The organism is Pseudonocardia sp. KRD291 (genome assembly GCF_019263595.1).
In the GTDB taxonomy this organism is placed as follows: domain Bacteria; phylum Actinomycetota; class Actinomycetes; order Mycobacteriales; family Pseudonocardiaceae; genus Pseudonocardia.
In genome coordinates, this window is record NZ_JADQDD010000194.1 from 1 (window position 1) to 12,038 (window position 12,038).

Annotated in this window: 10 protein-coding genes; all 10 read left to right on the forward strand. The window is 75.7% G+C overall.

From position 1 onward, the window contains the following. On the forward strand, positions 1-805 hold an 805-nt coding region (locus I4I78_RS22660), incomplete at its 5' end, for a DUF742 domain-containing protein (RefSeq protein ID WP_218613485.1). Between the two features lie 49 nt (positions 806-854). After that, positions 855-1,418, forward strand: a complete 564-nt coding sequence (locus I4I78_RS22665; protein WP_374225894.1) for an ATP/GTP-binding protein — start codon at positions 855-857, stop codon at positions 1,416-1,418. Next, positions 1,415-2,383, forward strand: a complete 969-nt coding sequence (locus I4I78_RS22670) for an ABC transporter substrate-binding protein (RefSeq protein ID WP_218613487.1) — start codon at positions 1,415-1,417, stop codon at positions 2,381-2,383. The genes I4I78_RS22665 and I4I78_RS22670 overlap by 4 nt, the downstream gene beginning before the upstream one ends. 34 nt (positions 2,384-2,417) lie before the next feature. Beyond that, positions 2,418-2,633 (forward strand): hypothetical protein, encoded by a 216-nt coding sequence (locus I4I78_RS22675; protein WP_218613488.1) that lies wholly within the window; start codon positions 2,418-2,420, stop codon positions 2,631-2,633. Beyond that, positions 2,630-3,466: a carboxypeptidase-like regulatory domain-containing protein gene (locus I4I78_RS22680; protein ID WP_218613489.1), complete on the forward strand. Its 837-nt coding sequence runs from the start codon at positions 2,630-2,632 to the stop codon at positions 3,464-3,466. Before I4I78_RS22675 ends, I4I78_RS22680 begins: the two co-directional genes overlap by 4 nt. An 82-nt stretch (positions 3,467-3,548) precedes the next feature. Then, positions 3,549-4,772, forward strand: coding sequence for an acetyl-CoA hydrolase/transferase family protein (locus I4I78_RS22685; protein WP_218613490.1), 1,224 nt, complete (start codon positions 3,549-3,551; stop codon positions 4,770-4,772). A gap of 119 nt (positions 4,773-4,891) precedes the next feature. Then, complete coding sequence (locus I4I78_RS22690) at positions 4,892-6,640, forward strand: ATP-binding protein (protein ID WP_218613491.1); 1,749 nt, start codon at positions 4,892-4,894, stop codon at positions 6,638-6,640. Continuing rightward, entirely contained in the window at positions 6,640-7,797 is a 1,158-nt protein-coding gene (locus tag I4I78_RS22695; RefSeq protein ID WP_218613492.1) for an exonuclease subunit SbcD, read from the forward strand. Before I4I78_RS22690 ends, I4I78_RS22695 begins: the two co-directional genes overlap by 1 nt. Beyond that, positions 7,797-11,108 carry an AAA family ATPase gene (locus I4I78_RS22700; RefSeq protein ID WP_218613493.1) on the forward strand — a complete coding sequence of 1,104 codons (3,312 nt, stop codon included), beginning with the start codon at positions 7,797-7,799 and terminating at the stop codon, positions 11,106-11,108. Before I4I78_RS22695 ends, I4I78_RS22700 begins: the two co-directional genes overlap by 1 nt. After that, on the forward strand, positions 11,105-12,038 hold a 934-nt coding region (locus I4I78_RS22705; RefSeq protein ID WP_218613494.1), incomplete at its 3' end, for a hypothetical protein. The genes I4I78_RS22700 and I4I78_RS22705, both read left to right, overlap by 4 nt.

The window sequence follows — 12,038 nt, forward strand, 5'->3', positions numbered from 1 at the left end:
GCTGAGCCCGGCCGTGGACACCGTCGCCGCGCTGCCGTTCACCGCCGTCGGCACGATCCACGACGACCCGACGGAGCCGGTCCCGGTCTGGAAGGGCGGGACGCTGCTGTCCGCGGTGCCCGCCGACGCCGTCGACGCGCTGCTCGCCGCGACCTCCGGCGACGCCGGCGACCCGCTGCTCTCGGTCGAGCTGCGCCAGCTCGGGGGAGCGCTGGCCCGCGGCCCGCAGGTACCCAACTGCGTCGGCGGCCGGGACGCGGCCTACAGCCTGTTCGTGCTCGACCCGCCGCCCGCGGAGTCCGGCGGCCCCGGTGGCGCAGGCGGCCCCGTGTCGGCCCGCGGCGAGCGGCTCCTGGACGCGCTCGCCCCGTACTCCACCGGCGGTGCGGCGCTGAACTTCCTCGGCTCGGTCACCGACGTCGACCGGGTCGCGACGGCCTGGGACCCGGACACCTACCGCCGGCTGGTGGAGCTCAAGGGTCGCTGGGACCCGGAGAACCTGTTCCGGTTCGGCTACGCCATCCCGCCCCCGGACCGGCACCCGCCGGACACGACCGGGCCACCGGGACGGCCTGGCGGCGGGGCACTCGGGCCGGAGGCGTCGGCGATCGTCGACCTGTGCCGGCCGTGGTCCTCGGTCGCCGAGATCTCGGCGCGGCTGCACCTGCCGCTCGGGGTGGTGCGGGTCCTGCTGGAGGACCTGGACGACGCCGGCCGCGTGCACGTCCATCCCCCCTCACCGGGACACGGCGAGGACACCGACCAGTTGGAGAGGGCCCTGCGTGAACTCCGCAAGCGGATCTGAGACCGCCGCCCCGCGGCGCGGCGCCCGACCGGTCACGCCGCTCAAGGTCGTGGTCGCGGGCGCGTTCGGGGTCGGCAAGACGACGTTCGTCGGCTCGTCGTCGGACATCACCCCGCTCACCACCGAGGAGGTGATGACCGCGCCGAGCGAGGGCGTCGACGACCTGTCCGGGCTACCGGACAAGCGCACCACCACCGTCGCCATGGACTTCGGGCGCCTCGACCTCGACGACGACCTGGTGCTCTACCTGTTCGGCACGCCCGGCCAGTACCGGTTCTGGTTCATGTGGGACCAGCTGGTCACCGGCGCGGTCGGCGCGGTGGTCCTCGTCGACACCCGACGGCTGATCGACTCGTTCCCGGTGCTCGACTACTTCGAACGCGCCGGGATCCCGGTCGTGGTCGGCGTGAACGGCTTCGACGGCGAGTTCCCCTACACCGAGGACCAGCTCCGCGAGGCCCTCGCGCTCGGCGCCGGACGTCCGATCGTGCGCTGCGACGCCCGGGACCGGACCTCGGCCACCCGCACGCTGGTGACGCTCGTCGAGCACGCGCTGTCCGCCCGCGCGGCGGCGGACACGAGCACGGTCCCGAACGCCGGGGCCGCCCGGTGAGCCCCCGGACCCGGTCCGCGCTGCGGGTCCCGGCCCTGCTCGCCGGCGTCGCGCTCCTGGTGGGCGCCTGCTCGACCGGGCCGGCGGCACCCGAGCGCCCGGAGAAGACCTCGATCACGGTCACCGGGCTGCCGATCGTCGACGTCGCACCGCTGCACCTGGCCCAGCAGCAGGGACTGTTCGCCCAGCAGGGCCTCGACGTCACGATCAAGCCCCTGACCTCGTCTAACCAGAGCCTGCCCGGGCTCGCCGACGGCAGCGTCGACATCGTCGCCGGCGGCAACTACGTGACGTTCTTCGAGGCGCAGGCCCGCAAGGAGACCGACATCCGGGTCGTCGCCGAGGCCGCGCTCGCCTCACCCGGCCTCGACCAGGTCGTGACGAGCCCGCGCTCGGGCATCACCGACCCCCGCCAGCTGGCCGGGCGCACGGTCGCGGTGAACACCCCGGCCCCGAACATCCAGACGCTCACCCTGAACCGGGTGCTGGCGAGCCGCGGCGTCGACCCCGCGTCGGTGAGGTACGTGACGATGCCGTTCGCGCAGTCGGTGACCGCACTCGACTCCGGCGGGGTCGACGCGGCCTGGCTCGTCGAGCCGTTCGTCACCCAGGCCGAGCAGAGCATCGGCGCGCTGCCGCTGGTCGACCCGACCAGCGGGCCGACCGACGCGTTCCCGCTCGACGGGTACTTCACGACCGCCCGGTTCGCCGCGCAGTACCCGGCCACGATCGCCGCGTTCCGGCGTGCGCTCTCACAGGCCTCCGAGCGGGCCGCCGACGACGAGCAGGTGACGAGCAGCCTGCCGTCCTACACTCCGATCTCGGCGACGACGGCGGGCATCCTGACCCTGCCCGAGTACCCCTCGACGCTGCAGCCGCGACGGCTGCAGCGTGTGGCGGACCTGATGACGCAGGCGGGCATGATCCCGGACCGTCTGGACACGTCGTCGCTCGCGGTGCGGTGACCGGCCGATGGCGGCGAGCAGGAGGGGGAGCGGCGTGGACGACAGCGACAGCAGCCGGGAGAACGGCCGGGACACCGGCGCGCACGGGGACACCGGCGGCGTGCCCGACCCGGACCGTCACCGGCACAGCATCTACATGACCGGCGTGCTCGCCCGCGCGCTGACCGCCCAGCTCGAGGACCTGGCGCGGACCGAGGACGACGCCGGCTGGTGGTTCGCCCGCTCCGGGCACCGGGACGGGGACCGATGAGCACCCACGAGGGGCACCCGGACGGCGGGCACCCGAACGGCGGGCACCCGACGTCCGGGTCGCCGCAGGTCGTGCACGTGCGGGTGCGCGCCGCCGGTGCCCGTGCGCTGTCCGAGGCGACGGTGACGGTGCTCGACGAGCAGGGCCGTCAGGTCACCGCGGGCCGCGTCGGGCCCGACGGCGCGTTCCGCACACCGGTCCCGGACGCCGGGGCCTACCTGGTGATCGGCGCCGCGCCGGGGTGCGCCCCGCAGACCACCACCGTCGTCGTCGACGGCCGCACCCCGCCCGCCCCGGTCGACGTCGTGTTCGCCGGTGCCGCTCCGGGTTCGGTGTCCGGGGTCGTCACCGGGACCGACCGCCGCCCGGTGCCGGGGGCGACCGTGTTCGTCGGCGACGAGCAGGGCGAGGTCGTCGCGACCCGGCACACCCCGGCCAACGGGGCCTACGCGATCGACGACCTGGACCCGGGCACGTACACGGTGGTGGCCGGCGCGACCGGGTTCCGGCCCGCGTCCGACCTCGTCGTGATCACCGGGCCGGAGCCGGCGCGCCGCGACCTCGTGCTGGCCCCCGAGGTGGCGCTGCAGGGCACCGCCCGCACCGTCGACGGCCGCCCGGTCCCGGACGCGCGGGTGGCGCTGCTCGGCCCGGACGGGCGCACCGTCGCGGTGACCGACACCGACGCCGCGGGCGACTACGCGTTCACCGGGGTGCCCGACGGCGACTACACCGTGATCGTCACCGGGTTCCCGCCGGTCGCCGACGTCGTCCGGCTCGACGGCGGCGCCGCCCGCCACGACGTCCGGCTCGCCCACCGGCCCCAGCAGTGAACGAGAGCTGCTCCCGTGCACCGGCGCTGGACGAGAGCTCCGCTCGCACACCCCGGCCGGACACCGCGCGGGCGGGAGTCCGATGATCGACCTCGCACCGCACGTCCCGGCCGGGTCCGGACTCTGGTGGGGCCAGGCCGCGGCCGAGTCCGGGCCCCTGGTGGACGCGCTGCTCGACCAGGTGACCGAGATCGGCCCGTGCCGGGCCTTCTGCGGGCTCACCTGGAACCGCCGTGTCACCCGTGAGCTGCCCGAGGCGCTGTCGCTGACGTCCTACGGGGCGCTCGGCGACCTGCGCGCACTGTCCGTCGAGGGCCGTCTCGACGTCGTGCCGGTGCACTACTCGGGCCTGCCGCGCCTGTTCGCCGAGGGACTGCTGCCCCGTGACGTCGGCCTGCTGCAGGTCTCGCCGCCCGGACCGGACGGCCTGTGCACGGTCGGCATCGGCGCGGACTACACCGCCGACGCGTTGCTGCACACCCGCACGCTGATCGCGGAGATCAACCACCGGATGCCGGCCACCCGGGGGACGCCCGGGATCCCGGTCGAGCGGTTCGCGGCGACGATCGAGACCGACCGTCCGCTCGTCCCCGCCCCCGAACGCGAGCCGGACGCCGTCGACCAGGCCATCGCCGGGCACGTCTGCGAGCTCGTCGCCGACGGCGACACCGTGCAGATCGGCGTCGGACCGCTGCCCACCGCCATCCTGGACGGCCTCACCGGGCACCGTGACCTGGGCTTCCACGCCGGGATGGCGACCGATGCGGTGCTGCGCCTGGTCGAGACCGGCGCGCTCACCGGCTCGCGCAAGGAGATCGACACCGGGATCGTCGTCACCGGGACCGTGATCGGAAGCACCGCGCTCTACCAGGGACTGGACCGGATGCCGGTCGAGTTCCGCCCGGCCGGCTACACCCACAGCCCGCGGGTCCTCTCCCAGCTGCGCACCCTGGTCTCGATCAACTCGGCGGTCGAGGTCGACCTCACCGGGCAGGTCGGCGCCGAGGTACGGCGCGGGCGCTACATCGGCGGGATCGGCGGCCAGGCCGACTTCTCCGGCGCGGCCGCCCGCACCGGGTCCCGGTCGGTCATCGCCCTGCGCAGCCGCTCCGGCGACGAGTCCACGATCGTCGCCGCACTGCGCGGAGGCGTCGTGACCACCGCGCGCGCCGACGTCGACGTCGTGGTCACCGAGTACGGCGCGGCGCACCTGCGCGGCGCCACCCCCGGCCAGGCCGCGCAGAGACTGATCGCGATCGCCGCCCCGGAGTCCCGCGACGAGCTCACCCGCTCGCTCGCCCCCTGAGTAGTCCCGCCTCGGTGACCTCGCGGCCCGGGTCGGCGGCGCCACGCCCCGCTGCGGCGGTGTCGGGGGTGCGCACTACCGTGCTGCCCATCGGCAGGAGCACGTCGGCGAGGAGGATCATGGCGGATCAGGATCCGGTCGGTCTCGTCGCCGGGACCGAGGACTCCACACCGCTGTTGTTCTCCGTCGGCCTCGCGCCGGGGCAGTACCTGCAGCTCGACGACGTCGTCGTCACCCGCCGCCCGGTGCCGGGCGTCGGGGAGGTGACGACGTCCGGGGTGGTCACCGAGATCCGGGCGCGGCACGAGGGCGCCACCTACGGCTCCGACGTGTTCCTGATCGCGGACGGGGTGCTGCCCGCGCAGGTGCAGGAGATCGCCGAGATCACCACGACCCGGGTCGAGCCGGAGTGCTACGTGCCGCCGACGCCCGGCTCCCCGGCCCGGCGGGCCACCGGCGACGAGCGGTCCTCGGCGCTGTACTTCGACCAGATGGAGTCGACGGTCGCGGTCGGGCTCGGGCGCGACGGCGAGCCGATCCTGGTGAACCTGGAGTTCCTCGACGGCACCCGCGGCGGCCACGTGTCGATCAGCGGCATCTCCGGCGTCGCGACCAAGACCAGCTTCGCGCTGTTCCTGCTGTACTCGATCTTCCACAGCGGCGCGCTCGGACGGCGGTCGGTGAACGCGAAGGCGCTGGTGTTCAGCGTCAAGGGCGAGGATCTGCTGTTCCTGGACCGGGCCAACACCCGCCTCGACGAGACCCAGCGCGAGCGCTACCGCCGCCTCGGTCTGCCCGCGCAGCCCTTCGCCTCCGCCGGGTTCTTCGCCCCGCCGACGCCGGACGACCCGGCCGGGCGCCCGCACGTCACCGGCCGGACCAGCGGCGTCACCCCGTTCTGGTGGACCCTGGCCGAGTTCTGCCGCGGCGAGCTGCTCCCGTACGCCTTCGCCGACGCCGAGGACGAGCGCAACCAGTACACGATGGTCATCCACCAGGTCGCCGCACAGCTCAAGCGCGACGCCGTCGAGGTCGACCAGGGCGCGGTGCAGCTCGGCGGGCGCACGATCCGGACCTACGCACAGCTCGTCGAGTTCGTCTCGGACAAGCTCAACGACGAGGACGAGCGCCGCGACTGGGCGGGCCCGGTCACCGGCACCGGGACGATCAACGCGTTCCTGCGCCGCCTGCGGTCGAGCCTCAAGCCGCTGCGCACTCTGCTGCGCGGCGACCTGGCCGAGGTGGCGGGCCGGAAGGTGAGCACCGAGGGCCAGCAGGTCACGGTCGTCGACCTGCACAACCTCCCCGAGCGGGCACAGCGCTTCGTCGTCGGCGTGGTGCTGGCCGCCGAGACCGCCCGCAAGGAGACCGCCGGGACCGGCGGGCTGCTGTTCACGATGATCGACGAGCTGAACAAGTACGCGCCGCGGGAGGGCTCGAGCCCGATCAAGGAGGTGCTGCTCGACATCGCCGAGCGCGGCCGCTCGCTGGGCATCATCCTGATCGGCGCCCAGCAGACGGCCAGCGAGGTGGAGCGGCGGATCGTGTCCAACTCCTCGATCAAGGTCGTGGGGCGGCTGGACCCGGCCGAGGCCGGACGCCCGGAGTACGGGTTCCTCCCGCCGTCGCAGCGGGCGCGGGCGGTGCTGGCCAAGCCGGGCGCGATGTTCGTCTCGCAGCCGGAGATCCCGGTGCCGCTGGCCGTGGAGTTCCCGTTTCCGGCCTGGGCGACGCGGCTCTCCGAGGCCGGCGACGAGCCCGCACCTCCCACCAGCACCGGGAACGGCAGCAGCGGCAACGGTGCTGCGCGGCGTGATCCGTTCGCCCACCTGCCCACCGCGACCGATGACGACGACGCCCCGTTCTGATGAGGTTCCTGCACACCGCCGACTGGCACGTCGGCAAGACGCTGAAGGGCCGCAGCCGCCTCGACGAGCAGGAACAGGTCCTGCGCGAGATCGTCGCCGTCGCCCGCGCGCACGAGGTGGACGCCGTCCTCGTCGCCGGGGACCTCTACGACACCGCGGCCCCGTCCGCGGCCGCGCAGACGCTGGTCATGCGCACCCTGCTCGGCCTGGCCCGCGACGGCACACCGGTCGTCGCGATCGCCGGCAACCACGACCACGGGCCGACGCTGGATGCCTACCGGCCCCTGGCGAACGCCTCCGGGATCACGCTGGTCGGCTCCGCCCGCCCGGCCGACAGGGGTGGGCTGGTCGAGATCACGGCGCGGTCGACGGGGGAGCGGGCCCGGGTCGCGGTGCTGCCGTTCCTGTCGCAGCGCTACGCGGTGCGCGCCGCGGACCTTGTCACCCGCACGCCGGGGGAGAACACCAGCAGCTACGACCAGCAGCTGCGCGACATCCTCGCCACGCTGACGGCCGGGTTCGCCGACGACACCGTCAACCTCGTGATGGCCCACCTGACCGTCCTGGACGGGGCGTTCGGCGGCGGCGAGCGGGCCGCGCAGTCGATCTTCGAGTACGCGGTGCCGGCGACGATCTTCCCGGTGGAGGCGCACTACGTGGCACTCGGGCACCTGCACCGCCGCCAGCAGATGCCCGCGCCGTGCCCGGTGCACTACAGCGGCGCGCCGCTGGCCGTCGACTTCGGCGAGCAGGAGAACACCCCCGTCGTGTGCATCGTCGACGCGAGACCCGGCACCCCGGCGAAGGTCACCGACGTGCCGATCACCGCAGGGCGGCGGCTGCGCACCGTACGCGGCTCGGTCGCCGAGCTGGCCGCACTGGCCGACGGGGTCGGCGAGGACTACCTGCGGGTGCTCGTGTGCGAGCCGGCCCGCGCCGGGCTGCGCGAGCAGGTCACCGGCCTGCTCCCGAACGCGCTGGAGGTGCGGATCGACCCCGAGTTCGCGGCCCCGGTGACGGTCTCGCGCCCGGCGACCGGGCCCGAGCGGCACCCCTCGGAGCTGTTCTCCGAGTACCTGCGCAGCCGCGGTATCGCCGACCCGCGGGTGGAGACCCTCTTCGCCCGGCTGCACGACGACGTGACCGGGGGCGCCTGATGCGCCCGGTGCTGCTGCGGATGGACGGGTTCGCCTCGTTCCGCGAGCCGACCGTCGTCGACTTCCGCGATGCCGACTACTTCGTGCTGGTCGGCCCGACCGGGTCCGGCAAGTCCACCGTGATCGACGCGATGACGTTCGCGCTCTACGGCTCGGTGCCCCGCTGGGACGACCGGCGCACGGTCGGGCTGGCGCTGGCCCCGACGGCCGGGCGCGGCACCGTCAGCCTCGTGTTCGACCTCGCCGGTGACCGCTACGTCGTGGCCCGCGAGCTACGCCGCACCGCCTCCACCGGCAACGTCACCGTCAAGGGTGCGCGTCTGGAGAAGCTCACCGATCCTCAGGGCGACGGCGGGCCCGACGACGCGACCGAGCCGGTCGCGGACGGCGCGGCGAACGTCTCCAAGCAGGTGGAGGCCCTGCTCGGGCTGCCCTTCGAGGACTTCTGCACCTGCGTGGTGCTGCCGCAGGGCGACTTCGCCGACTTCCTGCACGCCGCGCCGAACGACCGTCAGAAGAAGCTGGAGCGCATCCTCGGGCTCGACGTCTACGAGCAGATCATGCGCCGCGCCAACGAGGACTCCAAGATCGCTCAGCAGCGCGCGGACCTGCTCGGCGAGCAGCTCGAGCGCTACGCCGACGCCACCGACGACGCCGAGCGGGCGGCGACCACGACGGTGAGCGCACTGCAGGATCTGGCCGGGCGGGTCGACAAGTCCGGCCCGGAGCTGGCGGCCGCGGACACCGCCCTCGCCGCGGCCGAGACGGCCGTGGCGCGCGTGCGCGGCGAGCGCGACCTGCTGGCCGCGCTCGAGGTGCCCGAGGGGCTCGCCGCCCTCGGCCTGCGCCGCCACTCCTCCGCCCGCGCCGCCGCCGCGGCCCGCGAGCACGCCGACGCCGCCGAGCGCGACGACCTCGCCGCGCGCGAGGCCCGGGACGCCGCGGAACCCGGACGCGGACGCCTGGAGAGGGTCCGGCGCGAGCACGCCGAGCTGGCCGCCCTCGACGCGGACCTGCCCGGGATCCGCGCCCGCCACGACGAGGCCGTCACCGGGGCCGGGCAGGCGGGCACCGCGGCGGAGGCCGCACGGGTGGCGGTCGACGACGCCCGCACCGTGCGCGACGCCGCGGCCGAATCACTGTCGGCCGCGAACGAGACCCTCCGCCGGCTCGCCGCGGAGATCGACGCGCTGCGCACGCCGTCGGCTCCCGAGGGTCTCGACGAGCTGGACCGCCGCCGTTCCGACGCCGCCGCCGCGCTCGACGCCGCCGCGCGGACGGCGACCGCGGCCGAGGACGCCGAGAGCGCGGCCCGCGACGCCGCCGCGGCCGCACCCGACCGGGCGCCGCTGGAGCAGGCCCGCCGCGACCACCGTGACCTGGCCGCCGCCCGGACCGAACGCGACGCCACGGACGCCCGGCTGACCGCCGCCGAGCGGGAGGTCGCCTCCGCCGGCGGGCGTCTGGCCGAGGCCCGCGAGCACCTCGACGCGGCGCGGGCCGAGCAGGACCTGCTCGAACGCACCGACCGGGCCGCCGCGCTGCGTCCCGCCCTGGTCGTGGGGGAGGACTGTCCGGTCTGCGCCCGGACGGTCGCGACGCTCCCGGCGCCGCTGCCCGGCACCGACCTCGACGGTGCCCGGCACGCCGTCGACGCGGCCGAGGAAGTCCACGAACGGGCCCGCGCGGCGAGGACCGCGGCGGACACCGCGCGCGCCACCGCCGTCGCCGACGTCGAACGCACCGCCGGGTCGGTCGCACGCCTGGAGTCCGCGCTGGCCGGGCTCCCGGACCCGGACGGCGTCGAGTCCGCGCTGGCCGGGATCGACCGTCTCGCCGGCGCCGTCGACGAGGCCGCCGGCGCGGCCCGCACCGCGCGCCGGCAGCGGGACACCGCCGCGGCCACCGTGGAGTCCGTGCGCACCGACACGGCCGCCGCCGCGGCGCAGCTCGGCGCGGCCCGGGACCCGCTGGTCCCGCTCGGCGCACCCGGCGTGGACACCGACGACGTCGCCGCCGGATGGCGCGCACTCGTCGCGTGGGCGGAGCAGGAGGCGGCCCGCCGCGAGGCAGGCGCCGGTCCGGCACGGGCCGCGGCCGACGCCGCCGAACACGACCGGGACACGGCCGAGCATGCGTTCGCCGAGGCCGACCTGGCCGCGACCGCGCGGCGGCGGGACGAGACCGCCGCCGTCCGCGCCGAGCAGGAGACGGCCGGGGCCCTCGCGGCGGCGCAGCGCCGCATCGCCGAGCTGCGCGGCTCGCTCGACGGCGAACCCGCCGACGCCGACGCCGCCGCCGAGCTCGCCCGGATCGACGGGCTGCAGGACGCCGCCCGCGCCGCCGACGCCGCCCTGCGGGCCGCCCGCGCCGCGCTACGCACCGCGGAGCAGGACGCGCGGGCCGGCGAGCGCGAGGTCACGCAGGCCTGGGACGCGCTGCGCGCCGTCCGCGACCCCCTCGTGGCGCTCGGGGCCCCGGCCCTGGACGGCGACGAGCCGGCCGCCGCCGCGAAGGTGCTCACGACATGGGCGGCACGCGAGACGACCGTGCGGGAACGGTCGCTGGCCGAGGCCCACGACGCCACCGACGTCGCCCGTAGGAGCCGGGACGCGGTGCTGCGGGGGCTGGTCGATGACCTGCGGGCGCACGGGATCGAGCCCGGCGCCGAGCCCGCCCGCACCGCACCCACCGCCGTCGCGACGGCGCTGGAGGCGGCCCGCGCCGCGCACGCGCGGGTCGTGGAGCGCCGCGAGGCCGCGGCCGCGCTGGTGGCCGAGCGGGCGCAGGCGCAGGAGGCGCGCGAGGTCGCGAAGCTGCTCGGCGACCAGCTGCGCTCGAACAACTTCCCGCGCTGGCTGGTCGCCTCCGCGCTGGACGCTCTCGTCGTGGACGCCTCGGCGAGCCTGGCCGACCTGTCCGGCGGGCAGTTCGAGCTGACCCACGACAAGGGCGAGTTCCTGGTCGTCGACCACGCCGACGCCGACGCCCGCCGGCCGGTCAAGACCCTGTCCGGCGGCGAGACGTTCCAGGCGTCGCTGGCCCTCGCGCTCGCCCTGTCGGCCCAGCTGTCCGGGCTGGCCGCCCAGGGCGCCCCGAAGCTCGAGTCGATCTTCCTCGACGAGGGCTTCGGGACGCTCGACGAGGCCAACCTGGAGATCGTGGCGGGCGCGCTGGAGAACCTGGCCGTGCGCGGCGACCGGATGGTCGGGGTGATCACGCACGTGCCGGCGCTGGCCGAGCGGATCCCGGTCCGGTTCTCGCTGAGCCGCGACCAGCGCACCTCGACCGTCGTCCGGGAGGGCGCGTGAGGTTCGCCGTCGACCCGTGGGACCCGGCCTACGGGACCAGCCTCGACGTCGAGCCCGGCTCCGGTGCGGACACGGGCGCCGCCCCGTCCAGCGCCGAGATCGACGTCGGCGTGGAGGTCCCGCAGACGCGGTGGGCCCCGGTCGGGCCGACGGCCGGGACCGTCGCGCCGGACACGGTGCTGTTCGTCGACGGCGTCCGCCGGGTGGACGCTCAGATCTGGGTCGACGAGGCCGACGGCGACGCGTCCCCGGCGCTGTGCGCGTCCTACGCCGCCGGGGTCGTGTGCTGCCGCGCCGGCGAGGTCGCGCAGCTGCGGACGTCACTGGTCCGGCGCGCGCTCGTGACGACCCGGGCCGACGCCGAGGACGTCGTCACCACGGCCGGTCGCTACCGCGCGAGCGTGACCGGCGAGCGGGCCGACACCGCCCCGATGCAGGTGCTGTCGCTGGCCCTGCAGCGCGAGCTGGCCGAGGTCGAGCTGATCGCGGCGGGCACCGCGCGGGAGGACCATCCCGACGGATCGGACCTGCTGGTGATCGACGGTCCGCTGCGGGGACGTCAGCACCTGCCGCGGGCCCTGGGTTTCGTGAAGAGCCACCGCAGCGAGTACCTGCCCGCGCCGCTGGGCGCCGTCGTGTCGCGGCTGCGGGCGGGGGAGCGGACCCCGGTGTTCCGGGTCGGCACCTCCTGGTCGCGCTACACCTGGTACCTGCGGCTGCCGTGCGCGCCGGGTGCGCCGTGGGCCGGTGTGGTCCGGGTCGAGTCCGGCGCCGACCTCCCGGCCCCGGACGCGGTCGCGATGGCGACACTGTCCCAGGCGGTGCTGCCGCGCTACGCCTCCGTCGAGTACAAGGACTCCCGCGCCCCGCAGAATCTCTACCCGATCGCCGGCCTGGAACGCGCCCTGCGCCGCCGCCTCGGCGAGGTCC

What these genes read in the sequence shown, in the direction of transcription:
- I4I78_RS22690 (WP_218613491.1), top strand. Translation starts at nt 4,892, where the DNA reads ATGGCGGATCAGGATCCGGTCGGTCTCGTCGCCGGGACCGAGGACTCC.
- I4I78_RS22685 (WP_218613490.1), top strand. Translation starts at nt 3,549, where the DNA reads ATGATCGACCTCGCACCGCACGTCCCGGCCGGGTCCGGACTCTGGTGG.
- I4I78_RS22695 (WP_218613492.1), top strand. Translation starts at nt 6,640, where the DNA reads ATGAGGTTCCTGCACACCGCCGACTGGCACGTCGGCAAGACGCTGAAG.
- I4I78_RS22700 (WP_218613493.1), top strand. Translation starts at nt 7,797, where the DNA reads ATGCGCCCGGTGCTGCTGCGGATGGACGGGTTCGCCTCGTTCCGCGAG.
- I4I78_RS22680 (WP_218613489.1), top strand. Translation starts at nt 2,630, where the DNA reads ATGAGCACCCACGAGGGGCACCCGGACGGCGGGCACCCGAACGGCGGG.